General features: G+C 70.2%; 23 protein-coding genes, 2 tRNA genes and 1 other RNA gene. 17 read left to right on the top strand and 9 right to left on the bottom strand.

What is annotated here, in order from left to right; translation table 11 throughout:
• Window positions 1-86 precede the first annotated feature (86 nt).
• A complete protein-coding gene (locus tag AB0M93_RS25995; protein WP_364277027.1) occupies window positions 87-1,193 on the top strand; it encodes a PDZ domain-containing protein in 1,107 nt (368 codons plus the stop codon).
• Here AB0M93_RS25995 and AB0M93_RS25990 read toward each other — a convergent pair.
• Window positions 1,190-1,729 (bottom strand): PPA1309 family protein, encoded by a 540-nt coding sequence (locus AB0M93_RS25990; protein ID WP_364277026.1) that lies wholly within the window; start codon window positions 1,727-1,729, stop codon window positions 1,190-1,192. The genes AB0M93_RS25995 and AB0M93_RS25990 overlap by 4 nt on opposite strands.
• A 149-nt stretch (window positions 1,730-1,878) precedes the next feature.
• On the opposite strand from AB0M93_RS25990, the gene AB0M93_RS25985 reads away from it, so the two are divergent.
• Window positions 1,879-4,887, top strand: coding sequence for a UPF0182 family protein (locus tag AB0M93_RS25985; RefSeq protein WP_364277024.1), 3,009 nt, complete (start codon window positions 1,879-1,881; stop codon window positions 4,885-4,887).
• A gap of 67 nt (window positions 4,888-4,954) precedes the next feature.
• A tRNA-Met gene (locus AB0M93_RS25980) sits at window positions 4,955-5,028 on the top strand.
• A 280-nt stretch (window positions 5,029-5,308) separates the two neighbouring features.
• On the opposite strand, the gene AB0M93_RS25975 is transcribed toward AB0M93_RS25980, so the two are convergent.
• A complete protein-coding gene (locus tag AB0M93_RS25975) occupies window positions 5,309-6,580 on the bottom strand; it encodes an FAD-dependent monooxygenase (protein ID WP_364277022.1) in 1,272 nt (423 codons plus the stop codon).
• Window positions 6,581-6,676: 96 nt separating this feature from the next.
• On the opposite strand from AB0M93_RS25975, the gene AB0M93_RS25970 reads away from it, so the two are divergent.
• The 8 genes from AB0M93_RS25970 (at window position 6,677) to AB0M93_RS25935 (ending at window position 12,628) form a co-directional block, all read left to right on the top strand.
• Window positions 6,677-7,261, top strand: a complete 585-nt coding sequence (locus tag AB0M93_RS25970) for a TetR/AcrR family transcriptional regulator C-terminal domain-containing protein (RefSeq protein ID WP_364277020.1) — start codon at window positions 6,677-6,679, stop codon at window positions 7,259-7,261.
• A gap of 77 nt (window positions 7,262-7,338) precedes the next feature.
• A tRNA-Met gene (locus AB0M93_RS25965) sits at window positions 7,339-7,415 on the top strand.
• A 379-nt stretch (window positions 7,416-7,794) separates the two neighbouring features.
• The gene (locus tag AB0M93_RS25960) at window positions 7,795-8,295 is read left to right on the top strand and encodes a helix-turn-helix transcriptional regulator (RefSeq protein WP_013223153.1); all 501 of its coding nucleotides are present in this window, start codon (window positions 7,795-7,797) and stop codon (window positions 8,293-8,295) included.
• Window positions 8,296-8,358: 63 nt separating this feature from the next.
• Window positions 8,359-9,456: a peptide chain release factor 2 gene (prfB, locus tag AB0M93_RS25955; protein WP_364277018.1), complete on the top strand. Its 1,098-nt coding sequence runs from the start codon at window positions 8,359-8,361 to the stop codon at window positions 9,454-9,456.
• A gap of 112 nt (window positions 9,457-9,568) precedes the next feature.
• A complete protein-coding gene (ftsE, locus tag AB0M93_RS25950) occupies window positions 9,569-10,258 on the top strand; it encodes a cell division ATP-binding protein FtsE (RefSeq protein ID WP_364277016.1) in 690 nt (229 codons plus the stop codon).
• Between the two features lie 48 nt (window positions 10,259-10,306).
• Window positions 10,307-11,200, top strand: a complete 894-nt coding sequence (gene ftsX, locus AB0M93_RS25945; protein ID WP_364277014.1) for a permease-like cell division protein FtsX — start codon at window positions 10,307-10,309, stop codon at window positions 11,198-11,200.
• A gap of 46 nt (window positions 11,201-11,246) precedes the next feature.
• Complete coding sequence (gene smpB / locus AB0M93_RS25940) at window positions 11,247-11,729, top strand: SsrA-binding protein SmpB (RefSeq protein WP_364277012.1); 483 nt, start codon at window positions 11,247-11,249, stop codon at window positions 11,727-11,729.
• On the top strand, window positions 11,726-12,628 hold the full coding sequence (locus AB0M93_RS25935; protein WP_364277010.1) for an amidohydrolase family protein: 903 nt from the start codon (window positions 11,726-11,728) through the stop codon (window positions 12,626-12,628). The genes smpB and AB0M93_RS25935 overlap by 4 nt, the downstream gene beginning before the upstream one ends.
• A 43-nt stretch (window positions 12,629-12,671) precedes the next feature.
• Here the strand turns inward: AB0M93_RS25935 and AB0M93_RS25930 are convergent, their stop codons facing one another.
• Together AB0M93_RS25930 and AB0M93_RS25925 are read right to left on the bottom strand one after the other, a co-directional pair.
• Window positions 12,672-14,006, bottom strand: coding sequence for an acyltransferase (locus AB0M93_RS25930; RefSeq protein WP_364277008.1), 1,335 nt, complete (start codon window positions 14,004-14,006; stop codon window positions 12,672-12,674).
• A gap of 94 nt (window positions 14,007-14,100) precedes the next feature.
• On the bottom strand, window positions 14,101-14,325 hold the full coding sequence (locus AB0M93_RS25925) for a hypothetical protein (protein ID WP_364277007.1): 225 nt from the start codon (window positions 14,323-14,325) through the stop codon (window positions 14,101-14,103).
• 151 nt (window positions 14,326-14,476) lie between these two features.
• Between AB0M93_RS25925 and AB0M93_RS25920 the strand changes: the two genes are divergently transcribed.
• Window positions 14,477-14,908: a heme-binding protein gene (locus AB0M93_RS25920; RefSeq protein WP_364277005.1), complete on the top strand. Its 432-nt coding sequence runs from the start codon at window positions 14,477-14,479 to the stop codon at window positions 14,906-14,908.
• On the opposite strand, the gene AB0M93_RS25915 is transcribed toward AB0M93_RS25920, so the two are convergent.
• The 3 genes from AB0M93_RS25915 to AB0M93_RS25905 are packed head-to-tail and all read right to left on the bottom strand — an operon-like array spanning window position 14,893 to window position 17,375.
• Window positions 14,893-15,534 (bottom strand): response regulator transcription factor, encoded by a 642-nt coding sequence (locus AB0M93_RS25915; RefSeq protein WP_364277003.1) that lies wholly within the window; start codon window positions 15,532-15,534, stop codon window positions 14,893-14,895. The two genes, AB0M93_RS25920 and AB0M93_RS25915, sit on opposite strands and share 16 nt — an antisense overlap.
• 39 nt (window positions 15,535-15,573) lie before the next feature.
• The gene (locus tag AB0M93_RS25910) at window positions 15,574-16,704 is read right to left on the bottom strand and encodes a sensor histidine kinase (RefSeq protein WP_364277001.1); all 1,131 of its coding nucleotides are present in this window, start codon (window positions 16,702-16,704) and stop codon (window positions 15,574-15,576) included.
• On the bottom strand, window positions 16,701-17,375 hold the full coding sequence (locus AB0M93_RS25905) for a sensor domain-containing protein (protein ID WP_364276999.1): 675 nt from the start codon (window positions 17,373-17,375) through the stop codon (window positions 16,701-16,703). The genes AB0M93_RS25910 and AB0M93_RS25905 overlap by 4 nt, the downstream gene beginning before the upstream one ends.
• A gap of 153 nt (window positions 17,376-17,528) precedes the next feature.
• Between AB0M93_RS25905 and ssrA the strand changes: the two genes are divergently transcribed.
• Window positions 17,529-17,896, top strand: a transfer-messenger RNA (tmRNA) gene (gene ssrA, locus AB0M93_RS25900).
• 744 nt (window positions 17,897-18,640) lie between these two features.
• Entirely contained in the window at window positions 18,641-18,850 is a 210-nt protein-coding gene (locus AB0M93_RS25895) for a hypothetical protein (RefSeq protein ID WP_364276997.1), read from the top strand.
• Between the two features lies 1 nt (window position 18,851).
• On the opposite strand, the gene AB0M93_RS25890 is transcribed toward AB0M93_RS25895, so the two are convergent.
• Together AB0M93_RS25890 and AB0M93_RS25885 are read right to left on the bottom strand one after the other, a co-directional pair.
• Window positions 18,852-20,135 (bottom strand): GGDEF domain-containing protein, encoded by a 1,284-nt coding sequence (locus AB0M93_RS25890; protein WP_364276995.1) that lies wholly within the window; start codon window positions 20,133-20,135, stop codon window positions 18,852-18,854.
• Window positions 20,136-20,233: 98 nt separating this feature from the next.
• Window positions 20,234-21,016, bottom strand: a complete 783-nt coding sequence (locus AB0M93_RS25885) for an IclR family transcriptional regulator (RefSeq protein ID WP_364276993.1) — start codon at window positions 21,014-21,016, stop codon at window positions 20,234-20,236.
• An 83-nt stretch (window positions 21,017-21,099) separates the two neighbouring features.
• Between AB0M93_RS25885 and hutH the strand changes: the two genes are divergently transcribed.
• Genes hutH through AB0M93_RS25870 form a run of 3 tightly spaced genes read left to right on the top strand, consistent with a single transcriptional unit; the run spans window position 21,100 to window position 25,471 of the window.
• Window positions 21,100-22,626: a histidine ammonia-lyase gene (hutH, locus tag AB0M93_RS25880; protein WP_364276991.1), complete on the top strand. Its 1,527-nt coding sequence runs from the start codon at window positions 21,100-21,102 to the stop codon at window positions 22,624-22,626.
• Window positions 22,626-24,278, top strand: a complete 1,653-nt coding sequence (gene hutU / locus AB0M93_RS25875) for a urocanate hydratase (RefSeq protein ID WP_364276989.1) — start codon at window positions 22,626-22,628, stop codon at window positions 24,276-24,278. Before hutH ends, hutU begins: the two co-directional genes overlap by 1 nt.
• Window positions 24,275-25,471, top strand: a complete 1,197-nt coding sequence (locus AB0M93_RS25870) for an allantoate amidohydrolase (RefSeq protein WP_364276987.1) — start codon at window positions 24,275-24,277, stop codon at window positions 25,469-25,471. Before hutU ends, AB0M93_RS25870 begins: the two co-directional genes overlap by 4 nt.
• Window positions 25,472-25,503 lie beyond the last annotated feature (32 nt).

Raw genomic sequence — 25,503 nt, 5'->3', positions numbered from 1 at the left:
GGGTCGAGGGCCGTCGAGCGCGTCAACCGGACCCATGTGCGTGGCCTTCACCGAGAAGCGAACGCGGTCACCGTACGCTGTCGGTCGTGACCAAGTCTTCCGAGGAAACCGCCCCCGCGAAGAGCGCTCCGGAACCGGCGGCGGAGCCGGCCGGCGAGGCCCGGCGGATGACCCGCCGCGGCTGGACACTGGTGGTCAGCGGCGCGCTGTTCCTGATCTTCGTGGTGCTCGGCTCGGTGGTGCCGGTGCCGTTCGTGGCGATCAGCCCGGGCCCGACCTACGACACGCTCGGTCGCGACGCCGCGGGCAACTCCGTCATCCAGGTCACCGGTCACCAGACCTTCCCGACCACCGGCGAGCTGCGGATGACGACCGTCTCCCTGCACGACGGCGTCACCCTCTTCCAGGGCCTCGGCTTCTGGGCGAGCGGGCGGTACGCGCTCGCGCCGCGCGAGGAGTACTTCAAGCCGGGCGAGACGAACGAGCAGGTCAAGCAGGAGAACATCCAACAGCTGCAGGACTCGCAGACCAACGCCCAGGTCGCCGCCCTGCGCAAGCTCGGCTACCCGATCAAGGTGCTGGCGAAGCAGATCGTCTCCGGCAGCCCGGCCGACCACGTGCTCTCGCCCGGCGACAAGCTGATCACCGTCAACGGCAAGAAGATCGTCGAGGCCGCCGACGTGCGGGCCGCGCTCACCGGCACCCTGCCCGGCCAGACCGTCCAGATCACCTTCCAGTCCGACGGCCAGCCCGAGCGGACCGTGCCGCTGACGCTCGCCGCGCGCCCGGACCGCAAGGAGGGCTTCATCGGCCTCACCGCGGTCGACCGGGCCGACGCGCCGTTCACCGTCAACATCTCCCTGCAGGACGTCGGCGGGCCGTCGGCCGGCCTGATGTTCACCCTCGCCATCATCGACCGGCTGCAGTCCGGCGACCTGGCGGGCGGCCGGCACATCGCCGGCACCGGCGAGATCACCGAGACCGGCGAGGTCGACCCGATCGGGGGGATCTCGTTCAAGGTCGTCGGCGCCCGTGAGGCGGGCGCCACCGACTTCCTGGTCCCCGAGCACAACTGCGCCGAGGCCAAGACCGCCGCGCCCGACGGGCTCAACCTCATCAAGGTGTCCACACTGGACGACGCGCTCGCGCAGCTGGCCAACCTGAAGGCGGGCCGGGCGACCGCCTCCTGCTAGGGCAGCAGCGTGGCCTTCAACGCCTCGACCAGATTCGGGGCCAGGTCGGGGCTTTCCACGATCTCGTCGACCGGTTCGTCGGTGCCGATCCCGCGCAGCCGCATCACGCAGGCGCCTTCGCCGTCGCGCAGGACCGCGGCCACCAAGCGGGCCTCCGTGCGCTGCGGGTGGTCGGCGGCCGCGCGGCGGAGGCTCTCCGCGTCCGCTTCGGCGACGTCCGGCAGCTCCGACTCCGAGCCCGGCGGGAGCACGATGATCTCCTGGGCCAGCGCGCACCCGATGACCAGGTCGGGCCAGGCGATCCGGCCCAGCGCCTCGGCCAGGTCGCCGTCGGGCAGCGCCTCCTGGGCCACCGGCGTCAGCGGGTTCGACCGGTCCAGCTGGCCGGCCAGCTCCGGCTGCTCGTCCAGCAGCGCCGCCGTCGGCACGAGCGCGAACAGCTGCGGCGGCTGGTCCCAGCCGCCCGCGGCCATGAACTCCTCGATTTCACGGGCGAGCGCGGCCACGCCGGCCTGTCGCGCTTCGTTCGCTGCCATGCGCCCATCGTGTCAGGTCGGCCGGCGCGGCGACGCCGCGAGTCCGGTTTGGGCGGGTCCCGGGAACTTCACCGGGCATCCGTAGAGTTAGGGAATCAGGGGGCGCACGCGCCCCTGCTCAAGTGTTGACGAAGACAGGAGCGTGTGCCGTGGCGACTCGGCCCCCGGTGAGCCTGCCGAAGCTGTCCCGGCGGAGCCGGATCCTCCTCATCATCGCCGCGGTGATCGTGCTGGCGCTGCTGCTCGGGGCCCGCCTCCTCGACACGTACGTCGATTGGCTGTGGTTCGGCGAAGTCGGGGCGCGGCCGGTGTTCACCACCCAGCTGATCACGAGAGTGATCCTCTTCTTCGCCGTCGGGCTGCTCGTCGGCGGCGCGCTGGCGATCAGCCTGATGATCGCCTACCGGACCCGTCCGGTGTTCGTGCCGATCTCCGGCGCCGACGACCCGCTGGCGCGCTACCGCTCCGCGATCGTCGCCCGGATCCGCCTGTTCGGCGTCGGCATCCCGGTGCTCACCGGCCTCATCGCCGGCCTGTCCGCCCAGGGCGACTGGCAGGTCGTGCAGCTGTTCCTGAACGGCACCTCGTTCGGCCAGACCGACCCCGAGTTCGGCAACGACGTCGGCTTCTACGCCTTCGACCTGCCGTTCTACAACTGGCTGCTCGGCTGGCTGTTCATCGCCGTCGTCATCTCCTTCTTCGGCGCGCTGATCTCGCACTACGTCTTCGGCGGCATCCGGCTGGCCGGCAAGGGCGGCCAGCTCGCCGGCCCGACCCGCGCGCAGCTCGCCATCACCGTCGGGCTCTTCGTGCTGCTGAAGGCGGTCGAGTACTTCTTCGACCGCTACAACCTGCTGCTGTCCGACCGCGACATGCCGCTGTTCGTCGGTGCCACCTACACCGACCTCAACGCGGTGCTGCCGGCCAAGCTGATCCTGCTGTGCATCTCGGTGATCTGCGCGATCGCGTTCTTCGCCGGCGCGTTCCTGCGCAACCTGCAGCTCCCGGCCATCGCCCTGGTGCTGCTGATCCTGTCGAGCATCCTCGTCGGCGTCGCGTGGCCCGCGATCCTCGACCAGTTCTCGGTCAAGCCGAACGCGAACGAGAAGGAAGCGACGTCCATCCAGCGCAACATGGACGCCACCCGCCGCGCGTACGGGCTCACCGACGTCCGGTACCAGCCCTACACCGGCAGTTCCGCCGCCACGCCGGACCAGATCAAGGCCGACAACGGGACGATGTCGAACATCCGGCTGCTCGACCCGAACATCCTCTCCGACACCTTCACCCAGCGCGTCGGCCGCGAGAACTTCTACGGCTTCCCGGCCAAGCTCGACATCGACCGGTACACCGTCGGCGGCGTGACCCAGGACTACATCGTCGCCGCCAAGGAGATCAAGACCGAGGGCCTGACCGGCAACCAGACCAGCTGGATCAACAAGCACCTCGTCTACACCCACGGCAACGGCTTCGTCGTCGCGCCAGCCAACACCATCGACCGCGCGGTCAAGGACGCCAACTCCGACGGCGGCTACCCGATCGCCACCACCAGCGACACCCAGAACCCCACCGGCGCCGGCGCGCCCGCCACCGGCCAGCCCGGCATCGAGGTCAAGGAACCCCGCATCTACTACGGCGAGCTGTCCGCCGCGGAATCCGACTACGCCATCGTCGGCGGCACGTCCGGCAACGCGCCCGGCGAATACGACACCGCCACCGACCGCTACAAGTACACGGGCACCGGCGGCGTCTCCGTCGACAACTGGTTCAACCGCCTCGCCTTCGCCGCCGAGTACGGCGAGCGGAACATCCTGTTCTCCGACGCCATCGGCGACAACTCGAAGATCATGTACAACCGCGACCCGCGCGACCGCGTCAGCAAGGTCGCGCCGTGGCTGACCCTCGACGGCGACCCGTACCCGGCGGTCGTCGACGGCAAGATCCAGTGGATCATCGACGGCTACACCACCCTCAACAACTTCCCGTACGCCCAGCAGACCCAGCTCGGCGCGGCCACCAACGACTCCCTCAACGGCGTCGCCCGGCAGGCCAACAGCTCCATCAACTACATCCGCAACTCGGTCAAGGCCACCGTCGACGCCTTCAACGGCACCGTGACGCTGTACTCGATCGACGACAAGGAACCGGTCCTCAACGCCTGGGAGAAGGTCTTCCCCGGGCTCGTGAAGCCCAGCTCCGAGATCTCCCCGGACCTGCGCGCCCACTTCCGCTACCCCGAGGACCTCTTCAAGATCCAGCGTGAACTGCTGTCGCGCTACCACGTCAGCAACCCGCAGGAGTTCTACTCCCAGCAGGCGTTCTGGAGCGTCCCGCAGGACCCGACGGCCGAAGGCGGCTCCAACCCGGCCGCGGCCGGCGCGGCCAACCAGCCCGGCTACTACGTCCTCGCCAACACCCCCGGCCAGACCAAGGCGACGTTCCAGCTGACCAGCTCCCTCACCGGCCTCCAGCGCCAGTACCTCGCGTCCTGGATGTCCGTGTCGTCCGACCCCGTCGACTACGGCAAGATCCGGGTCCTCCAGCTGCCCAGCGCGGCCACCGGAGCCACCCAGGTCGACGGGCCCGTCCAGGTCCAGAACCGGTTCCAGAGCGACTCCCGCGTCGCCCAGGACCGCACCCTGTTCAACAACCCCAACGTCACCCCCATCTACGGCAACCTGATCACGCTGCCGGTCGCCGACGGCTTCCTCTACGTCGAACCCGTCTACATCCGGCAGCGCAACCAGAACAGCTACCCGCAGCTGGCCCGCGTCCTCGTCTCCTACGGACCCAAGGTCGGCTACGGCGCCACCCTCCAGGAAGCCCTCGACCAGGTCTTCGGCGCCGGCACCGGCGAAGCCACCACCACACCACCCCAGGCCGGCCAGCCGACCACGACCCCGCCGTCGTCCACCAACCCCAACCCGACCACCACCCCGCCCGCCACCAACGGCGGCGGCAACGCAGCCCTCGACAAGGCCGTCACGGACATCCAAGCCGCCATCGCCAAGCTCAAAGCGGCCCAGCAATCCGGCAACTTCGCCGACCAGGGCGCGGCACTCGCCGCCCTCGACGCGGCGGCCCGAGCCTACGAAGCCGCCAAAACGGCAGCCCCCGGAACCACCACGCCACCGCCCAGCACCCAGCCCGGAGGGTGACGTCGGTAACGGGAACGGCACCTGCTTTGCACCCCCGCGAAACGAGGGCGTAAGGTGGGTGTCACGACGCGGGGTGGAGCAGCTCGGTAGCTCGCTGGGCTCATAACCCAGAGGTCGCAGGTTCAAATCCTGTCCCCGCTACAGAGGTTGGGAGGGGTGTGCGGACGGAGAACGTCCGCGCACCCCTCTTTCGCATTTGCTCTGGGGGTCGAACCCCCAGACCCCCGCCAGGGGGGCTTCGCCGCCCCTGGACCCCCCTGCGCGTGGTTGGGTTATGGGGTTAGCCAGTCTTTTGTTTCTCCTGTTGTGTTTGCTATGTAGCCGTCTGGGCGGACCAGGAGTCTTGTTGCGTCGGGGTAGGGGAGGTTTGGGGTTTCGGCTACTAGTACGTGTGGGTGGGGGCTTTTTGTGGGGGTTTTTGTTAGTAGGACCCAGTTTCCTTTGTGGAATAGGGTGCTTGCGTGGCCTTTGGGGTTTTGATGTCTGGTAGGCGGGTTCCTGCTGCTGGGTGGGGGTCTTGTGTTTCGTACTTGATGTTCAGGCCTGATATCAGGCCTGATAAGTGGTGCTGGACCTCGGGGATTTCTGTCAGGTCTCGGAAGAGGGCTCGCAGCGCCAGTTGGTTGGGGGTTGTGGGGATCAGGGCGTTTTGGGCCGCTATGTTGTCCAGGACCTGCTTGGCTACGGGGCGGCGCTCCTGCTCGTAGGTGTCCAGGAGGGTTGTGGGGGCCTGGTTGTGGAGGGTTGCTGCCAGTTTCCAGCCCAGGTTCATTGCGTCCTGGATGCCCATGTTGAGGCCCTGGCCTCCTGCCGGGAAGTGCGTGTGTGCTGCGTCGCCGGCCAGGAAGATTCGGCCCACCCTGTAGTTCTGGGCCAAGCGGCTGTCGTCCGAGAAACGGGATGCCCAGCGGATCTCCGCGATCTTTGCTTCCGGGCCGAAGCGTTCGGTGACCGCTTTGGCGACTTCGTCGGGGGTTACCTCGGCTCGGAGGTTTCGGGGGCGGTTCAGGCGGTCTCCGAACGTGATGCGGTACAGGTTCGGCTCGGCCAAGGGGATTACGCCGATGAACTTGCCCGGGCTTCCTGACGTCACCATGTCGGCCATCGAGCGCCACTGTGTCGGGGCTCCCGGTGGGGTTCGGGCGAACAGGACGTCCGCTGCTACGCCGTGGCCCTGACCCTCTATGCCCTCGAACGGCATCTTCAGGGCCTTTCGCACCGTGCTGCGGCCGCCGTCGCAGCCCACCAGGTACTTCGCTCTTATGAGCAGGTCTCCTGCTTCGACTGTGACGCCGGTTGCGTTCTGCGTGACGCTGGTCAGCTCGTGACCTCGCCTCACCTTCACGCCCTGCTCGGCCAAGCGCTCCTCCAGAGCCGCTTCGACCTCGGCCTGGGGGATACCCAACTGGTATGGGTGGCGGGTGTTCCAGCCCGCGTAGCTCACCGGGATCACCGCGAAGTGTCCGTCCGCGACAGTCGCGAACGAGCGGTCCTGCGCCCGGCCCAGCAACCCGCGCAGATCCAGGACTTCCGCGGTCCTCGGTTGCAGGTTCAAGGCCTTCGACAAGCCCGTTCGCTCGTGCATCCGCTCAAGCACCGAGGTGTCCACTCCGGCCAGTGCCAGCTCGTTCGCCAGCATCAGGCCCGTCGGGCCCGCGCCGGCGATCACCACCTCGGTCGTCAGCTCCGCCATCTCCCCAGCTCCTTAACAACGTTAAATTGACCTGCTCCGAGGATGCCCTTAACATCGTTAAGGTGTCAACCCCGGTGCTCGAGGAGACTGCGAAACATGGCCCTGACCAGGCAGGACATCGCCCGATCCGGGCTGAAGCTGCTCAACGACGTCGGTCTCAACGGGCTCACGCTCCGGCTGATCGCCGGTGATCTCGGCGTCAAGGCGCCCGCGCTGTACTGGCACATGAAGAACAAGCAGGAACTGCTCGACGAGATGGCCACGCAGATGTACCGCGATTCCGCGGCCGATCGTGAGCCGCCGGCGTCGCTGGGGGAGTGGGAAGGCGTCGCGCACGGCGCGCGGGCGCTGCGGCGGATGATGCTCGCCTATCGCGATGGCGGAAAGGTTTTCGCTGGTACCTACCTCGCCGACACCGATCTCATCGGTCCGCACCCGTTGCGCCGGAGCATCGAAGCCGGGCTCGACGAGAGGCTTGCCAGCCGGGCAACTTTCACCGTCTACTGCTACGTCGTCGGCTACGTCATCGAAGAGCAAGCTGTCCGGCCCATGGCCGGGGAGTTCGACGAGCGGTACCGCGAGTCGGCCGGCGAGGCCGTGCTGGGCGACGCCGACGCGCGGTTCGAGGACGGGCTGGCGATGGTCCTGAGTGGAGCCCGGCAGTGGCTCGAGACGGCGTAAGGGCAGGTCAGGGCGTTTGGGTACCCCGGTGTTCGGCCCATGGCGACGCCATGTAATCTATTCAAGTACCACAACGGCGCGGGGTGGAGCAGCTCGGTAGCTCGCTGGGCTCATAACCCAGAGGTCGCAGGTTCAAATCCTGTCCCCGCTACCACCAAGAGGCACGTTCTCGGGAAATCCGGGAACGTGCCTCTTTTTTCATGCCGGAACGGCTTTCGCTGCGGACTTTTCCGCCTGATCCGCGAAAAACTGCGGATCCCACGATGTGGACGCACCGGGCACGCGGTTGCGGTGCGTGTCCGCGGTGCGCCAAGCCGGGGAGTACCGCCCGGCGAACTCACCTGCCTGGAGGTGCCGGAGCGGTTCGCGTGCGTCTGGTTGGACCAAAAAAACCTGGGAGCGGTTGCAGAGCGTATTCAGGTCCACAGTGGACCGGCTCGCATTGGGCCGAACGAGGGGATCTCACTAGCCACAATGGACAGATCCGCTGACCACTGTGGACACAGCGGCCGATAAGTGGGAATCTAGGGGGCGTGTCCGAATTGAATGCAACAGCCGCCGCCCTGCTCGGTCTGCTCCACGACGGTCCCGCCACCGGCGGGCAGCTCGTCGCGGGAGCGGGTGAGCGTTTCGGCGCCTTCTTCAGCGTCACCCGCAGCCAGGTGTACCGGGAGCTCCCGGCGCTGTCCAAGGAAGGCCTCGTCCGGCTCGGCAAGCAGGGCCCGCGCTCCAGTCAGCAGTACCTGATCACCGCCGCCGGCAAGAAGGCCTTCAAGGCCTGGCTGACGTCCGAAGCCGGCCCCGACCACCTGCGCAGCCCGCTCATCCTGCGGCTCGTGCACGCCGGGTCGTTGACGGCGAAGCAGCGCCAGTCGCTGCTCGAGTCGGCCCGGACGAGCTACAGCCAGCAGCTCGACGACGCGCGGGCGGCCACCAAGGCGGCCGAAGGGCCGTACGAAAAGGCCGTCGCCGAGTTCGCCCAAGCGCAGGCCAAGGCCGCGCTCAAGCTGCTCGACGCCATCCCCGCGGCCTGAGGTTCGCGCGCCCACGACCGGTCCTCGCAACCGGTCGTGGGTTTTGCCGTAACCTTGACAAACGTGAGTGATGAGTTCGACGCGGCACTGAGGGACCTGACCGGCAAGCTGACGCAGATCGAGTCGGTGATGGACCTGGCTGCACTGCGTGCCCAGGTGGCCGACCTGGAGCAGCAGGCATCGAGCCCCACCCTCTGGGACAACCCGGAGGCGGCCCAGCAGGTCACCAGCCAGCTGTCCCACCGGCAGGGCGAGCTGCGCCGGGTCTCCGACCTGCGCCAGCGGCTCGACGACCTCGGCGTGCTGTACGAGCTCGCCGAGGCCGAGGGCGACTCCGGCAGCATGGCCGAGGCCGAGAGCGAGCTCGCCGACCTCGGCAAGGCCATCGACGGCCTCGAGGTCCGCACCCTGCTCTCCGGCGAGTACGACGACCGCAACGCCGTCGTCACCATCCGCTCCGAAGCCGGCGGCGTCGACGCGGCCGACTTCGCCGAGATGCTGCTGCGCATGTACCTGCGCTGGGCGGAACGCCACGGCTACCCGACCGACGTCTACGACATCTCCTACGCCGAAGAGGCGGGCATCAAGTCGGCGACGTTCAAGGTCAGCGCCCCCTACGTCTACGGCACCCTGTCCGTCGAGCAGGGCACCCACCGGCTCGTCCGGATCTCGCCGTTCGACAACCAGAGCCGCCGCCAGACGTCGTTCGCGCACGTCGAGGTGCTGCCCGAGGTCGAAGAGGTCGACCACGTCGACATCCCGGAAAAGGACATCCGGGTCGACGTCTACCGCTCGTCGGGCCCCGGTGGGCAGAGCGTCAACACGACCGACTCCGCCGTCCGCATCACCCACCTGCCGACGAACATCGTCGTCTCCTGCCAGAACGAGAAGTCGCAGCTGCAGAACAAGGCGGCCGCGATGAAGGTCCTCCAGTCGCGGCTGCTGCAGCGCAAGAAGGAAGAAGAGCGCAAGGAGATGGACGCGCTCAAGGACGGCGGCTCCAGCTGGGGCAACCAGATGCGCTCCTACGTGCTGCACCCGTACCAGATGGTGAAGGACCTGCGGACCGAGTTCGAGGTCGGCAACCCGACCGCGGTGCTCGACGGCGACATCGACGGCTTCCTCGACGCCGGCATCCGCTGGCGGGTGCAGAGCGCTTGATCGGCGCGGCGGGTGTTGGCGTGACCGCTCACCGTACGCAAACACCCGCTGCTCCACCCGGGTGCACCGGGCAACCGGGGCTTCACGAGACCGGTGGGTAGTATGCCGAATCGTGATCCGGCTCGAAGAGGTTTCCAAGGTCTACAAGACCTCGACGCGGCCCGCGCTCGAGCGGGTGTCCGTCGACATCGAAAAGGGTGAGTTCGTCTTCCTCATCGGTCCCTCGGGATCGGGGAAGTCGACCTTCCTCCGGCTCCTGCTGCGCGAAGAGGTGCCCAGCAAGGGGCGCGTGATGGTGTCCAACTTCGACGTCGCCAAGCTGGCCCGCCGCCGGGTCCCCCGCCTGCGGCAGACCATCGGCTGCGTCTTCCAGGACTTCCGCCTGCTGGCGAACAAGACCGTCGCGGAGAACGTCGCGTTCGCCCTCGAGGTCATCGGCAAGCCGGGCCCGACCATCAAGAAGGTCGTCCCCGAGGTGCTGGAGCTCGTCGGCCTCGACGGCAAGGCGGACCGGCTCCCCAACGAGCTCTCCGGTGGTGAGCAGCAGCGCGTCGCGATCGCGCGCGCGTTCGTGAACCGGCCGCTGGTGCTGCTCGCCGACGAACCGACCGGGAACCTGGACCCCGACACCAGCCAGGACATCATGCTGCTGCTGGAGCGGATCAACCGCACCGGCACGACCGTCCTGATGGCGACCCACGATCACTCCATCGTGGACTCCATGCGGCGCCGAGTGGTCGAGCTGCAGCTCGGCCGGGTGATCCGCGACGACGCCCGTGGCGTCTACGGCATCGGTCGCTGAGACCCGTCCACCCCGCACCGACCCCGACCCCAAGGACCTGCACCCGCCATGCGCGCCAGTTTCGTCTTCAGTGAGGTAGTCACCGGCCTGCGCCGGAACGTCACGATGACCATCGCGATGATGCTGACCACGGCCGTGTCGCTCGCCATGCTCGGCGGCGGCCTCCTCGCCGTGCGGACGATCGACAAGATGAAGGCCAACTTCCTCGCCGACGTCGAGGTTTCGGTCTACCTCACCGACGACATCAGCGCGGGCGACAAGAACTGCACGCAGGCCCTGTGCCAGTCGCTGCGGACGTCGTTGCAGAGCAACAACGGTGTCGAGTCGGTCGTGTTCGAGAACCGCGAACAGGCCTTCGACCGGTTCAAGAAGATCTTCGAGAGCCAGCCGGAGCTGATCGCGCTCACCGGTCCCGAGTCGCTGCCCGCGTCGCTGCACGTGAAGCTGAAGGACCCGGACCGCAGTGACGCGATCGTCCAGGAGTACGCGAGCAAGCCGGGCGTGCGGAAGGTCGACGACCAGAAGAAGTTCCTCGACCGCGTGTTCAACGCCTTCAACGGCGTCCGCAACATGGCCTTCGGCGCCGCGCTCATCATGGCCATCGCCGCGCTGCTGCTGATCGCGAACACGATCCAGGTGTCGGCGTTCACCCGCCGCACCGAGGTCGGCATCATGCGGCTCGTCGGCGCGACGCGGTGGTACACGCAGCTGCCGTTCCTCCTGGAGGCGGTGGTCGCCGGCGCGGTCGGTGCGATCCTCGGGATCATCATGCTGATCATCACCAAGGCCGGCTTCCTCGACTCGGTGTTCACCGGGGACGTGTTCCCGAAGATCACCATGCTGGAACTGCTGTTCCCGGTCGCGCCGATCCTGCTGGCGGTGTCCGTGGTGATCTCCGCCATCACCGGGTACGTCACGCTGCGGCTGTACGTCCGGCACTAGGTCAAACCGGCTGCTTGCCGCCCGGAGAATCACGTAGAGTGGTCGTATGCCCAAGGAACGTGGCCAGAAGGTGATCGTGTCGAACCGCAAGGCGCGGCACGATTACTCCATCCTCGACACCTACGAGTGCGGTCTCGTGCTCGTCGGCACCGAGGTCAAGAGCCTGCGCGAGGGCAAGGCGTCGCTGGCGGACGCGTTCGCGACCGTCGACGACGGCGAAGTCTGGCTGCGCAACGTGCACATCCCGGAGTACACGCAGGGCACGTGGACCAACCACATGCCGCGGCGGACCCGGAAGCTGCTGCTGCACAAGCGGGAGATCGAGAAGCTCATCGGCAAGACCAAGGAGAGCGGGCTCTCGCTGGTGCCGCTGTCGATGTACTTCAAGGACGGCAAGGTCAAGGTCGAGATCGCGCTGGCCCAGGGCAAGAAGGCCTACGACAAGCGGCAGACGCTCGCCAAGCGCGACGCCGAGCGCGACATCAGGAAGGCCATGGGCCGCGCGCTGAAGGGCCGGTTCACGGAGTGACGGCCGGCCCGGCTTCCGATTCCGACGTCGCGCGGTGGGCGGCTTCGCTGGGCCTGCCCGGCCTGGTCGACCTGCACGTCCACTTCCTGCCCAAGCCGGTGATGGACAAGGTCTGGGCGTACTTCGACCGGGCCTCGACGCACTACGGCACCGAGTGGCCGGTGTTCTACCGGACGTCCGAAGAGGAGCGGCTGGAGACGCTGCGCTCGCTCGGCGTGACCCGCTTCGCGCCGCTGGTCTACCCGCACAAGCCGGGGATGGCCCAGTGGCTCACGGACTGGGCGCTCGAGTTCGCCGCGCGGGTGCCGGACGCCGTGCCGACCGGGACGTTCTACCCCGAACCGGGCGCGGGGTCCGCTGTGGACGGTGCGCTGCGAGCCGGCGCCCGCGTGTTCAAGGCGCACGTGCAGGTGGGCGCGTACGACCCGCGTGACGACCTGCTCAAGCCGGTGTGGGGCGCGCTCGCCGACGCCGGCGTTCCCGTCGTCGTCCACTGTGGACACGGTCCGTTGCGGGGCGACTTCACCGGGTTGTCGGTCTTCGAAGAGGTGCTGGCGCAGCACCCGAACCTGACGGCGGTGCTCGCGCACGCGGCGATGCCAGAGTTCGCGACGGCCTTCGAGCTGCTGGCGAAGTACCCGCGGGTGCACCTGGACACCACGATGGTGGGCGTCCCGTTCTCCGAGGCGATGTCGCCGCTGCCGCCGGACTGGACGGCGCGGCTGGCGGAGTTCCCCGATCGCGTGGTGCTCGGCACGGACTTCCCGAACATCCCGTACTCCTACGCGACGCAGCTGCAGGCGATCGCCGGCTGGGCGGCAGCCGACGATCGCCTGGGTGAGCCGTTCCTGCGGGCGGTCCTGCACGACACCCCGCTCCGGCTGCTCGGCGCCTCGTGAGTGGTAAGGCGAGTTAGAACTCGCCTTACCACTCACGACCGGGTCAGCGCTTGAGGGCGGCTCGCTCGCTGACCGCGACCGCGCGGCCCAGCAGCCGGGTGCCGACGACGGCGACCGGGAGCGGCTTACTCGCCAGCAGGAACCCGGCCGTCGCCAGGACCACCCACGGCACCGGGCCGTGCGCGATGCCGTCGGACAGCGGGGCGAACCCGTGGGCCGCCAGGCCGAGCAGGCCGCCGGCGATCAGCACGCCCGCCGCGACCAGCTGCGGGATCCCGGCGGCGACGCCGGCGGTGTCGCGCTGCATCTCGAACTGGGCGAACAGCCGCAGCAGGCCGAGCAGCACCAGGCCGCACACCGCGAACCACGCGGGCGCCATGACCAGCCAGAACACCGAGCCCGGCGCCGGGGTCTCGTAGCCGAGGCCGTAGACCGTCACCCCCGCCACGACGATCAGCGCCGGCATGTGCCAGAGGTAGACGCTCATGAACCGGGCTCCGAGCCAGCCGAGGGCGTGGCCCACGCCCGGCCGGGCCGCGAACGCGTTGAGCTGCGGGCGGAAGGCCAGCAGCAGCCCGATCTGGCCGACGGCGAGGAAGGCGAGCAGCACGGTCGGCGGGCTCATGTTCGACACCGGCGCCCCCGGCATGCCGATCATGCTGGCCGGGTACGGCCCGAAGGCGACCATCAGCGCGGTGACGCCGAAGCCGGCGGCCGAGAGCGTCAGCGCGGCGCGGCGGGTCAGCGAGCCGAGGCGGCCTTCGACGTAGTGGAAGCCCAGCTGGTGCACCGCGACCCAGACGAAGACGGCGTTGGCGTACCCGACGTAGCCGAGGTCGTTGAAGCGCGCGACGTCGACGAGGACGCCGGCCACCCCCATGACCAGCGGGACCTTCAGCCCCCAGCGCCGGTGCGCGGCGACCATGAGGGGCGTGAGCAGCACGACGAGCACGTACACGGCGAGGAACCACAGCAGCTGCGCGGCGATCGCACTGGCGACCTGCAACGGCTGCTGCGGCACGCCGAGCCCGCGCAGGAAGTCCGGCATGACGAGCCAGACGGCCATCAGCGGCAGCACCGGCACCATCAGGCGCTTGAGCCGCGCGCCCAGCCACTGGCGCGCAGAGTCCGCGCGCCGGAAGGAGATCAGGTTCGCCGCGCCCCCGGCGAAGAAGACCAGCGGCATGACCTGACTGAGCCAGGTGACGACCCACCAGCCGGGTGTGGCGAGCGCGTTGCCGGTGGCGAGGTGGCCGTCGGAGTAGGACAGCACCGGCATGGTCCAGTGCTGGGCGATGACGGCGAGGATGGCCCCCGCCCGGACGACGTCGAGGAACCTGTCCCGGCCGCCGCTCGCGATCCCCTGGCTTGTCTGCATGCCGTTCAGCCTGGCCGTTCCGACCTGGCGGAACAGCGGTGCTGACCGGTCTTTCCGGGGTGCTGTTCACCCCCGGTGGCTCCGGGGGTTCTCCCTACCTCGAGCCGTCGGGCTCCGGTTCGTGCTGCGCCGCCGCGACCCGGTACTCCCAGCCCGTCTCGGTCAGGCCGAGCTCGTAGCGGGTTTCGATCTTCGGGCCGCCGTGCAGGTGGATGTGCCGGATGACGGTGCCGGGCACCGGCTCGGCGTCCCCGAGCTCCTGGACGCGGCCGTCGAGCGGGCCGCCGAAGAAGCGGACGCAGCGGGTCTCGTCGGACATCTGCGCGCTCCTCTCGCCGACAGTCCGCTCATGGTAGGTGAGCGCTCACAGTGGTGCCGCCCGCGGAACGGGTGACCCCGCGTCCACCCTACGGGACCTGCGGTCACGGTCCGTCGCCGCGAGCCGGGGTGGCGGCACTAGGCTCGAGCCCGTGATCGGATCGCCACGCCTCCCGGGACTCACGCTGGCGGACGCCGACCGGCTGGTGGACGCCGCCCTGGCGGCCGGGGCGGAGCGCGGGTTCCCGCCGCTGGCCGTGGCCGTGCTCGACGTCACCGGCGAAGTCATCGCGCTGCGCCGCGCCGACGGCGGGATGCCGATGACCAGCCGGATCGCCGTGGCCAAGGCTCGCACCGCGCTGCTCACGCTGAAGCCTTCCGGCGGGCTGGAGCTGCCCGGTCCGATCGTCGACGGCATCCAGCACCTCTTCCACGGCGACTACGTCCCGTACGCCGGCGGGGTTCTCGTCACCGACGGCGAGGTGGTCCTCGGCGCCGCCGGAGCCTCCGGCGCGCACGCCCGCGAGGACGAGGAGGCGGTGCAGGTCGCCGTCGAACGGTGGCGGGCTCAGCGGCCCAGGTAGGTCAACACCGCCCGCACGCGGCGGTGTTCCTCCGCGCTGGCTTCCAGCCCGAGCTTCGAGAAGATGTTGCCGATGTGCTTCTCCACCGCGCCGTGCGAGACCACCAGCGAGTTCGCGATCGCGGTGTTCGACAGGCCCTGCGCCATCAGGCCGAGGACCTCGGACTCGCGGGCGGTCAGCGCGTCCAGCGGGTTGCGGCGGCCGCGAGCCATCAGCTGCGCGATGACGTCGGGGTCGATCGCCGTGCCGCCGCCGGCCACCCGGCGGACCGCGTCCACGAAGTCCACGACGTCGGCCACGCGCTCCTTCAGCAGGTAGCCGACCCCGCCGGCACCGCCGGAGAGCAGCTCCACCGCGTAGGACTCCTCGACGTACTGCGACAGCACCAGCACCGGCAGCCCCGGCACCTCCTTGCGCGCCGCCAGCGCGGCGCGCAGCCCCTCGTCGGTGAACGTCGGCGGCATCCGGACGTCGACGATCGCGAGGTCGGGACGGTGCTCGGTGACCGCGCCGAGCAGGTCGTCCCCGTTGTCGACGGCCGCGACCGTCTCGATCCCCTCATCGGCGAGCAGGCGCGTGACCCCCGCCCGCAGCAGGACGGCGTCCTCGGCGATGACTACCCGCATCCGGCCCCCAGGTTCGTGGTTGAACGGGGTCCAGCCTATTCACCACTGGCAGGGCAGGTCAGCCCGGATCACGGTCGGCCCGCCGACCGGGCTGACCACGGTGATCACGCCGTCGATCGTCGCCGCGCGGTCCGCCAGCCCGGCCAGCCCGCCGCCGGGCCGCACCTCCGCGCCGCCGTGGCCGTTGTCGGTGATCTCGACGACGACGTGGTCGTCGGTCCGCCACACCTTCACGCCCGCTTCGGACGCTCCGGAGTGCTTCGCGATGTTGGTCAAGGTCTCGCCGACGATGAAGTACGCCGTCGTCTCCACCGCGGCCGGCGGCCGCGGCTCGACGTCCACCCGCACGTCGACCGGGATCGGCGACTTCGCCGCCTGCGCCGACAGCGCCGCGTCCAGCCCCCGGTCGCCGAGGACGGCGGGATAGATGCCGCGGGCGAGGTCCCGCAGTTCCGAGACGGCGAGCTTCGCGTCCGAGTGCGCCTCGTCGATCAGCTCCCGCACCGCCTGCGGGTCGTGGTCGAACTTCGACTTCGCCCGCCCCAGGCTCATCGCGACGGCCACCAGCCGCTGCTGGGCACCGTCGTGCAGGTCACGCTCGATGCGCCGGCGTTCGGCTTCGGCCGCGTCGACACCACGGGCCCGCGACGCCTGCAGCCGCTCGGCCTTCTGCTCCAGCCGCTTCGTGCGGTCCGGGCCCAGCAGCGCCAGGGCCAGCTCGCCGTGCAGGTACCCCAGCCACGGCGTCACCCAGATCGCCATCGGCAGCAGCACGATCGACGCCAGCGCGATCGCGAGCTCCGCGCACGCCAGCGGGAACGCCGCCATCAGGTAGGCGAGGTCACGCCACGTCGTCGGGTCGCTCAACCGGGTGACCCACCGCCGCAGCAGGGGGAGCCCTTCGACGGGCCGGCGCTCCACCCGCGGCAGCGGCACGCTCAGCATCCGGCCCGCCCAGCCGCGCTCACGGTCACCCGACCAGCGGACGAAGCTCGTCGTCGCCAGCAGGATCGGGAACCCGACCCAGATCACCGCCGTGGAGACACCCACCCCGACGCCGACCACGATCAGCACGAACTGCAGGAGCCGGAAGACGAAGCTGACGATCATGTAGAGAATCGTGCGAGCCGGGTGCGGCCGCGGGTGGTCCAGTGCACGTACGTCGGTCATCCCGCCACCAGGTTCTTCTCTTCCGCGTCTTCCCACCAGCGCTCCATCCGGTGACGCTGCGCCACGGTCGGCCCCAGCAGCGCGTTCGCCAGCCGGGCGTGCGTCCCCGCCAGCGCCTTCGTCAGCGCGACCGACAAGGCGACGAACAACACCCCCAGTGCCGCCCACGGTAGCGCCTCGACGGTCGAGTCCACGGTCAGCCAGGGCACGTCCCACGCCGGGAAGTGATAGGCACCGCCCGGCAGCCACCGGAAGTAGATCGGCAGCCCCGCCAACGCCAGGCTCGTCGACCAGAACGCCGTCACCAGCACGAACTCGACGAGACCAACCGGGAACAGGAGCGCGAAGTACGTGAAGTCCCGCCAGGTCGAAGGGTCCTTCAGCCGAGCCTTCCACCGCGCGGCCTGCTTCCCGGCCGGCAACGGCAGGTAAGGAAGGTCGATGTAGCGATCCAGCAGCGCATAGACCCGCGCCCGCTCCAGCCGAGCACCCCCACGCACGGCAAGCACGACCAGAGCGAGCAGACCGACACCCACCCACACCACCGCCGTCCCCACACCGGCCGACACGAACGCGGCGAGGAACCCGAACGCCAGCACCCCCAACGGCAGGTTCATCAGCAAGAACACCACCGAACCACCGAACGGCGGATCCCGCCTGTCGCTCACCATGACCGCGCTCCCTTCACCGAGAACCAGCATCGCGGTTCCCCGAGATCGGCGACATGGTGCGAGCGGGCATCCCCGCGGTAGGGCTGACCCCACCCCACCCGGACTAAAGAGCTGGCGCCGGGCGTTATGATGAACAGGTTGTGATCCCGACAAGGGGGTGAACGGTTTCGACTTTGGACGTCGAGTCAGGGGAAGCGTGCCGGTGCAGGCGAGAGACCACCGTAAGCGTCATCGCAAACCAATAAGCGCCGACTCCAGTCAGCGCGAGTTCGCCCTCGCCGCCTGAGCGAGTGCGACTCTGTCGGCCCGGGTTCGCCTCCGACCCGGGTACCGGCATCAGCTAGGAGGCTCAGCGACTGTCCCGGCCACGGGGAACAGTCGTGAAGCAAACAGTGGCTGGGCTCGTCACCTCAGCTTGTTCGCGTGATTGAGGGAGCCAAGCAGAGACGTAGCGGACTGCGCACGGAGAAGCCCTGTCAAGACGCCAGAGGACCCGGGTTCAATTCCCGGCACCTCCACTTCGAGAAGGCCCACGCCCCTTCGGGGCTGGGCCTTCTCTCGTTTCGTTCGTGTTCTCTGGGGGTCGAACCCCCAGACCCCCGCCAGGCGGGCTTCGCCCCCTGGACCCCCTTCTCCGAGGCTTCGCCCCGGGCCCTCTCTGGCGTCGGGGCTTCGCCCCTGCCTGACCTTGGGGCTTCGCCCCTTGCCCCTCCGGGCTTCGCCCGGCCCCCGCTTCGCCTTCGGGCTTCGCCCTAACCCCTTCCGGGTTTCGCCCTGCCCTCGCAGCTCTCCGGGCTTCGCCCGGGCCCCGCCTCGCCTCGGGGCGAAGCCCCGAGGCAGCCTCGGCCTCGGAGCCCGCGTCCCGGCGGCCTCTCCCCAAAGCCGGGCAGGCTCCTGCCAACCCCTCCCGCACCCGCTGCGCGGCTCCCGCACCCAGCCCCCGCCCCAGCCGCGCCCACCCCCGCCTGACGCGAGGGGTCACGAGAACCGGCGCCGACGAGGACCCAGACCTCCCCCGCACCCCGATCCGAAGCCAGAACACGGCCGGCAGCGCCGGGTCAAGGCACGCTTTCCCGCCTTGACGCGGCGCTGCCGGCCGTAGTCACAATGACAGCTTCGGGGTGCCGGAAGGCCCCAGAGAACATCGCTACGAAGAGCGACCAGGGGCCTGTGGCCGAACCCACTTGCGAGTGAAGTTTTTGTGAGTGTCATGCTTAGGGTCCGACCATGGCTCCGCACCCGTGGGGTCGGAAGTAGGTGGCCAGATGACCTGGGCCCGGCGTAGTGGCAGCTCTCTTGCCAATGATGATGACAGCCGGATGGGGGTTATCCGGGCCGAAGAGGCTGTTCGGCTTGCCGAACAGAACGATCGGGCCGTTCTCACCGTTGCCGGGCACTCCTCGGATGTCCGGGACTGCACCGAGCTGCTTGCCATGCTCGGGCTCGATGTCGAGCGGCGACACAAGACCGCCTGAGTCACGTCAGGTCCGCTGCGTGGACCACCTTGTTCCGGCCCGTTGCCTTTGCGTGGTAGAGCGCCGTGTCCGCTGCGTCCAGTAGACGCTTCAGGGACGTGCCTGCCTTCGGGTAGGTCGCTATGCCGATCGAGACCGACAGGCCCGTTATCGGCAACTGGCCCACCGGGACCGTCAGCGTGCTCACGGCGTTGCGGATGCGCTCGGCCACCGCCGCCGTCTCCGGGTGGGCCAGGCCCGGCAGGAGGACCACGAACTCCTCGCCGCCGAATCGGCCCACCGCGTCCGCCCGGCCGCGGACCGCCGACGTGATCGTGTGCGCCACCGCGTGGAGGACCGCGTCGCCCGCCAGGTGGCCGTAGGTGTCGTTGACCTGCTTGAAGTGGTCCAGGTCCAGCATCAGCAGACCGAACGAGGTGGCGCGGCGGCGGGCGTCCCTGAGCGTTCGCTCGGCCAGTTCGCGCCAGCCCCCGGCGTTGTACAGCCCAGTCTTCTCGTCGCGGTGTGCCGCCACCTCCAGCTGCTTCACCAGCACCGTCCGGTGCAGCAGCAGGACCGGCGGCAGCACGAGCGCCGTCAACCCCGGCAACGTCACCAGCGTCACCGCGTTGAGTGCGCCCAGGCAGAGCGTGGTCAGTTCCAGGCCGTTGTCCGACCACGTGCCGAACAACGCCAGCGGTGTCCGGCCCACCTCGCGGCGGGCCGGGAGCACCAGCAGCGCGTTCACCAAGAAGAACGTCAACGCCGCCGCCACCACCGCCGAAGCGCCACCCCAGCCGCGTGCGATCGCCGCCCGGACGTCCTCGACGCCGGTCAGCCGCAACACCCCCTGCGCCGCGTAGCAGGACAGCAGGATGATCGCCGCGTTGCTCACCGTGCGCCACGCCGGTACCCGCCGCAGGCGGAACCAGCTGCGCAGGGCCAGGTGCAAGTACAGGCCGCCGACCAGTGCCGCCAGCAGCAGCGGCGGGAGCAGCAGCACTCCGGCGAACGTCCACGCCGACGTCATGTTGATGTGCGGTGCCGCCGACATCCGGCGCTGGTTGCGCTCCACCCGCCGGCCGGTCTCCGCCTGGGCCACCCCGAGCAGCAGCAGCGCCCCCAGCACCAGCAGCATCCGGCGGTCGGCCGGCTGCGGGACCGGTCGCAGCGCCAGCACCACCGCCACGGCCTCCGTCAGCAGGCAGTAACCGACCACCCGCGGACCCTGCCGCCACAACCCCCACCGCGCGGGTGGAACGAGGGCACGGCCCAGCCGCACCTTCGCCGCACGCGCGTCATCCATCGCTGGTATCCCTCGGAACCGCTGCTCAGCCACGGTAGAGAGCTGACGGAGCGGAATCGAGGCGTCCACGTTCCAGTTGCCCCGATCGCACCAGCGGGTCAACCCGGGTGGCCGCCGATCCGGGTGGTCAGCTCGGCCGCCGTGGCCGCCACTTCCGCCGCCAGGTCCGGCCACGTCTCCCGGCACGGCTCGGCCGCGCAGTGGTGGCGGAGGGTCACGCTGATCGCGGCCAGCGGGCGGGCGCCGTGGTCGAAGACCGGGCAGGCCACCGAGGCGAAACCCGCCGTGACGTGGCCGTCCTCGACCGACCAGCCGAGACGGCGTTCCGCGGTGAGGGTGCGGCGCAGCTCGGCCAGGGTCCGCGGGCCGCGGCCGGTGCGGAGGACGAACGCCGTCGCCGACGGGAACAGCGCGCGGACGTGCGGCGCCGGCAGGTGCCGCAGGATCGCCCGGCCGGACGCGGTCAGCTGACCCGGCAACCGGACGCCGACCTCCGTCACCAGCGTCTCCGGGCGTGCCGGGCGCTCCTTGATCAGGTACAGCGACTCGTTGCCGTGCAGGACGCCCAGGTGGGCGGTGTGCCCGACGCGGTCGACCAGCTTGCGCAGCAACGGGCCGGCCAGCCGCTCCAGCGGGTCGTGGCGCAGGTAGGCCGAGCCCAGCTCGAAGGCGGCGATGCCCAGGCCGTAACGGCGTTCGGCGGGGAGGTGGACGACGAAGCCGGCGGCCTCCAGCTCGTTGAGCAGGTGGTAGGTCGTGGACCGGGGGAGGCCGGCTTCGCGGGCGATCGCCGCCGCGGTGACCGGGCCCGGGCGCGTGGCCAGCAGGCGCAGCACCGCCAGCCCGCGGCGCAGCGCCGGGACTTCGCTGCTCTCGCCCATGCACCGAGCCTACGTCTGGGATACCAGACAGAACCACTCGGTGGGGCATCCCACCAGCGGTTCCGAAGGGGTGCAATGAGCCCATGCCGGAAAAAGTGCTTCTGGGGCCGGAACCGCTGACCGCCGCCCAGGTCGTCGACGTCGTCCGCGGCCACGCGCCCGTCGGGCTCGCGGACGCCGCCGAGAAGAACCTCGCCGCGACCCGTCAGCACATCGAGAACCTCGCCCACGCCGTCACGCCCACCTACGGCGTCTCGACCGGCTTCGGCGCGCTCGCCACCCGTCACATCCCCGTCGAGAGCCGGACCGCGCTGCAGCGGAGCCTCATCCGCTCGCACGCCGCCGGCGCCGGGCCCGCGGTCGAGCCCGAGGTCGTCCGGGCGCTGATGCTGCTGCGGCTGCGGACCCTCGCCAGCGGGTACACCGGTGTCCGGCCGGGGACCGCGCAAGCGCTTGCGGCCCTGCTGAACGCCGACATCACCCCGATCGTCCACGAGTACGGCTCGCTTGGCTGCTCCGGCGACCTCGCGCCCCTCGCCGCCGTCGCGCTCGCGCTCATGGGGGAGGGCGAAGTGACGTACCGCGGCGAAGTGATGAAGGCGGCAGACGCGCTGAAGCACGCCGGCATCGAGCCGGTCGTGCTCGCCGAGAAGGAGGGGCTCGCCCTCACCAACGGCACCGACGGCATGCTCGGCATGCTGCTGCTCGCCGCCGCCGACCTGCACCGGCTCTTCGACGTCGCCGACCTGACGGCCGCGATGAGCGTCGAGGCCCTGCTCGGCACCGACCGCGCCTTCGCCGCCGACCTCCAGGCCCTGCGGCCGCATCCCGGGCAGGCGACGTCCGCGGCGCGGATGTGGCAGGCGCTGCAGGGCTCGAAGATCGTCGAAAGCCACCGCGGCCCGGACTGCAACCGCGTCCAGGACGCCTACTCGCTGCGTTGCGCCCCGCAGGTCCACGGCGCCGCGCGGGACAGCCTCGCGCACGCCGAGCTCGTCGGGGAGCGCGAGCTGATGTCCGCTGTGGACAACCCGGTCGTCCTCGCCGACGGCCGCGTCGAGTCCAACGGCAACTTCCACGGCGCGCCGGTCGCCTACGTGCTCGACTTCCTGGCCATCCCGGTCGCCGACGTCGCCAGCATCGCCGAGCGCCGCACCGACCGGATGCTCGACAAGGCGCGTTCGCACGGCCTGCCGCCGTTCCTCGCCGACGACCCCGGCGTCGACTCCGGGCACATGATCGCCCAGTACACCCAGGCCGCCGTGGTCAGCGAGCTCAAGCGGCTCGCCGTGCCGGCGTCCGTCGACTCCATCCCGAGCAGCGCCATGCAGGAGGACCACGTCTCCATGGGCTGGTCGGCCGCGCGGAAGCTGCGCAAGGCCGTCGACGGCCTGACGACCGTCCTCGCCATCGAGCTACTGACGGCGGCCCGGGCGCTGGACTTCCGCGCGCCGCTGGAGCCGTCGCCGGTCACCGGCGCGGTGCGCGACCTGCTCCGCACGAAGGTCGCGGGCCCCGGCCCGGACCGGCACCTGGCGCCCGAGATCGCGGCCGCCGAAGAACTCGTCCGCTCCGGCGCCGTCCTCGACGCCGCCCGTCTGGAGGTCTGATGCCCCGCGTCGTCCGTGCCGCCCGCGGCACCCAGCTCACCGCCAAGTCGTGGCAGACCGAAGCCGCGCTGCGGATGTTCCACAACAACCTCGACCCCGACGTCGCCGAGCGGCCCGAAGACCTCGTCGTCTACGGCGGCACCGGCAAGGCCGCGCGCAACTGGGCCAGCTTCGACGCGATCACCCGCGAACTGACCACTTTGGATATCGACGAGACGCTGCTGGTGCAGTCGGGCAAGCCGGTCGGCGTGTTCCGCACCCACGAGTGGGCGCCGCGCGTGCTGATCGCGAACTCGAACCTGGTCGGCGACTGGGCGACCTGGCCGGAGTTCCGCCGCCTCGAGCAGCAGGGCCTGACCATGTACGGCCAGATGACCGCCGGCTCGTGGATCTACATCGGCACCCAGGGCATCCTCCAGGGCACCTACGAGACCTTCGCCGCCGTCGCGAAGAAGAAGTTCGGCGGCTCCCTTCGCGGAACCCTGACCGTGACCGCGGGCCTCGGCGGCATGGGTGGCGCGCAGCCGCTGGCCGTGACCATGAACGACGGTGTCGCGCTGGTCATCGAGTGCGACCCGCAGCGCGCGCACCGCCGCGTCGAGACCCGCTACCTCGACGAGGTGGCCGACGACCTCGACGACGCGATCGCCCGCGTGACGAAGGCCAAGCAGGAGAAGCGCGCGCTGTCCGTCGGTGTCGTCGGCAACGCCGCCGAGGTGCTGCCGGAGCTGCTGCGCCGCGGCGTCGAGGTCGACATCGTCACCGACCAGACGTCCGCGCACGACCCGCTTTCGTACCTGCCCAAGGGCGTCAGCGTCGACGACTGGCACGACTACGCGGCCAAGAAGCCCGACGAGTTCACCGACCGCTCGCGCGAGTCGATGGCCGACCACGTCGACGCCATGCTGGGGTTCCTCGACAAGGGCGCCGAGGTCTTCGACTACGGCAACTCCCTGCGCGGTGAGGCCAAGCTCGGCGGCTGCGAGCGCGCGTTCGACTTCCCCGGCTTCGTGCCCGCCTACATCCGCCCGCTGTTCTGCGAGGGCAACGGCCCGTTCCGCTGGGCGGCGCTCTCGGGCGACCCCGAGGACATCGCCGCCACCGACCGCGCGATGCTGGACCTGTTCCCGGAGAACGAATCTCTCGCCCGTTGGATCCGGCTGGCCGGCGAGCGCGTGGCGTTCCAGGGGCTGCCGGCCCGCATCTGCTGGCTCGGCTACGGCGAGCGGCACCTGGCCGGCCTGCGCTTCAACGAGATGGTGGCCAGCGGCGAGCTCAAGGCGCCGGTCGTCATCGGCCGAGACCACCTCGACTCCGGCAGCGTCGCTTCGCCGTACCGCGAGACCGAAGGCATGGCCGACGGGTCCGACGCCATCGCCGACTGGCCGCTGCTGAACGCGCTGGTCAACACGTCCTCGGGGGCCAGCTGGGTGTCGATCCACCACGGCGGCGGCGTCGGCATGGGCCGGTCCATCCACGCCGGGCAGGTCAGCGTCGCCGACGGGACGCTCCTGGCCGCGCAGAAGCTGGAGCGGGTGCTCACCAACGACCCGGGCATGGGTGTCATCCGGCACGTCGACGCCGGTTACGAGCGCGCGGCCGACGTCGCCGACGAGCGGGGTGTGCGGGTGCCGATGCGGGACGCCGAGTGAGCGCCTCCGGGCTGCTGGGCGAGATCGCCGACGTCGGACGCGACCGGAAGCGCGGCGGCTACTCGCGGCACGCCTTCGACGCGCCCGAGCAAGACCTGCGTGCGTGGTTCGGCGAGCGCGCGCTGGGCCTCGGGCTCGACGTCGACACCGACCACAACGGCAACATCTGGGCCTGGTGGGGACCGCCGGGACCGGACGCCGTCGTGACCGGCAGCCACCTCGACTCCGTCCCCGGCGGCGGTGCCTTCGACGGCCCGCTCGGCGTCGCGAGCGCGCTTTCCGCCGTGGAATCGCTGCAGGAGCGGGGTTTCCGGCCGGGAAAGCCGTTCGCCGTCGTCGTGTTCTCCGAAGAGGAAGGCGGCCGGTTCGGCGTCCCGTGCCTGGGCTCGCGGCTGCTCACCGGCACGATCGACGCCGACAAGGCACGCGCGCTGCGGGACGCCGACGGCGTGACGTTCGCCGAAGCCGCCGCGAAGGCCGGCTTCGACCCCGCGCGGATGGGTGCGGACCTGGGCCGGCTCGGGCTGGTCGGGAAGTTCCTGGAGCTGCACGTCGAGCAGGGGCGGGGGCTGATCGACCTCGGCTCGCCGGTCGCCGTCGGCAGCACGGTGATCGCGCACGGGCGGTGGCGGTTCTCGTTCACCGGCCAGGGAAACCACGCGGGGGCGACACTGCTGGCCGATCGGGCCGACCCGATGCTGCCCGCCGCCGCGACGGTCACCGCCGTCCGGCGGCTGGCCGCGGGCGTGCCCGACGCGCGGGCGACCGTCGGCCGCCTGGTGCCGACGCCAGGCGGCACCAACGTCATCGCGTCCACAGTGGACCTATGGCTGGACGCTCGGGTGCCGGGCGCGGCCACTCCGGCGCTGGTCGAGGACATCGCCCGCGCGGCCTCGGACGCGGCGAAGGAAGAGGGCTGCCGGGTGACGGTGACGCGAGAGTCCTATTCGGACGACGTCGTGTTCGACGACGGCCTCCGGCGCGACCTCGGCGGCTGGCTCGGCGCGCCGCCGGAGCTGCCGACCGGCGCGGGGCACGACGCGGCCGTCCTCGCCGGGTTCGTCCCGGCCGGGATGCTCTACGTCCGCAACCCGACCGGCATCAGCCACTCGCCGGAGGAGTTCGCCGAGGCCGAGGACGTCGACGCGGGCGCTGCGGCACTGGCCACGGTTCTGGAGCGGCTGGCGCGATGACCTCCGGCCCGCGGGGGCGCCCCCCGTTTCCA

The sequence above is a fragment of the Amycolatopsis sp. NPDC051102 genome (genome assembly GCF_040682815.1).
In the GTDB taxonomy this organism is placed as follows: Bacteria; Actinomycetota; Actinomycetes; order Mycobacteriales; family Pseudonocardiaceae; genus Amycolatopsis.
This window is presented reverse-complemented; position numbering and strand designations above follow the sequence as displayed.

Excerpts from the sequence above, each read along its gene's own strand:
- AB0M93_RS25990 (WP_364277026.1), bottom strand. The coding sequence starts at position 1,729 with ATGGCAGCGAACGAAGCGCGACAGGCCGGCGTGGCCGCGCTCGCCCGT.
- AB0M93_RS25975 (WP_364277022.1), bottom strand. The coding sequence starts at position 6,580 with ATGGCGGAGCTGACGACCGAGGTGGTGATCGCCGGCGCGGGCCCGACG.
- AB0M93_RS25970 (WP_364277020.1), top strand. The coding sequence starts at position 6,677 with ATGGCCCTGACCAGGCAGGACATCGCCCGATCCGGGCTGAAGCTGCTC.
- ftsX (WP_364277014.1), top strand. The coding sequence starts at position 10,307 with ATGCGCGCCAGTTTCGTCTTCAGTGAGGTAGTCACCGGCCTGCGCCGG.
- smpB (WP_364277012.1), top strand. The coding sequence starts at position 11,247 with ATGCCCAAGGAACGTGGCCAGAAGGTGATCGTGTCGAACCGCAAGGCG.
- AB0M93_RS25930 (WP_364277008.1), bottom strand. The coding sequence starts at position 14,006 with ATGCAGACAAGCCAGGGGATCGCGAGCGGCGGCCGGGACAGGTTCCTC.
- AB0M93_RS25925 (WP_364277007.1), bottom strand. The coding sequence starts at position 14,325 with ATGTCCGACGAGACCCGCTGCGTCCGCTTCTTCGGCGGCCCGCTCGAC.
- AB0M93_RS25915 (WP_364277003.1), bottom strand. The coding sequence starts at position 15,534 with ATGCGGGTAGTCATCGCCGAGGACGCCGTCCTGCTGCGGGCGGGGGTC.
- AB0M93_RS25910 (WP_364277001.1), bottom strand. The coding sequence starts at position 16,704 with ATGACCGACGTACGTGCACTGGACCACCCGCGGCCGCACCCGGCTCGC.
- AB0M93_RS25905 (WP_364276999.1), bottom strand. The coding sequence starts at position 17,375 with ATGGTGAGCGACAGGCGGGATCCGCCGTTCGGTGGTTCGGTGGTGTTC.
- AB0M93_RS25895 (WP_364276997.1), top strand. The coding sequence starts at position 18,641 with ATGACCTGGGCCCGGCGTAGTGGCAGCTCTCTTGCCAATGATGATGAC.
- AB0M93_RS25890 (WP_364276995.1), bottom strand. The coding sequence starts at position 20,135 with ATGGATGACGCGCGTGCGGCGAAGGTGCGGCTGGGCCGTGCCCTCGTT.
- AB0M93_RS25885 (WP_364276993.1), bottom strand. The coding sequence starts at position 21,016 with ATGGGCGAGAGCAGCGAAGTCCCGGCGCTGCGCCGCGGGCTGGCGGTG.
- hutH (WP_364276991.1), top strand. The coding sequence starts at position 21,100 with ATGCCGGAAAAAGTGCTTCTGGGGCCGGAACCGCTGACCGCCGCCCAG.
- hutU (WP_364276989.1), top strand. The coding sequence starts at position 22,626 with ATGCCCCGCGTCGTCCGTGCCGCCCGCGGCACCCAGCTCACCGCCAAG.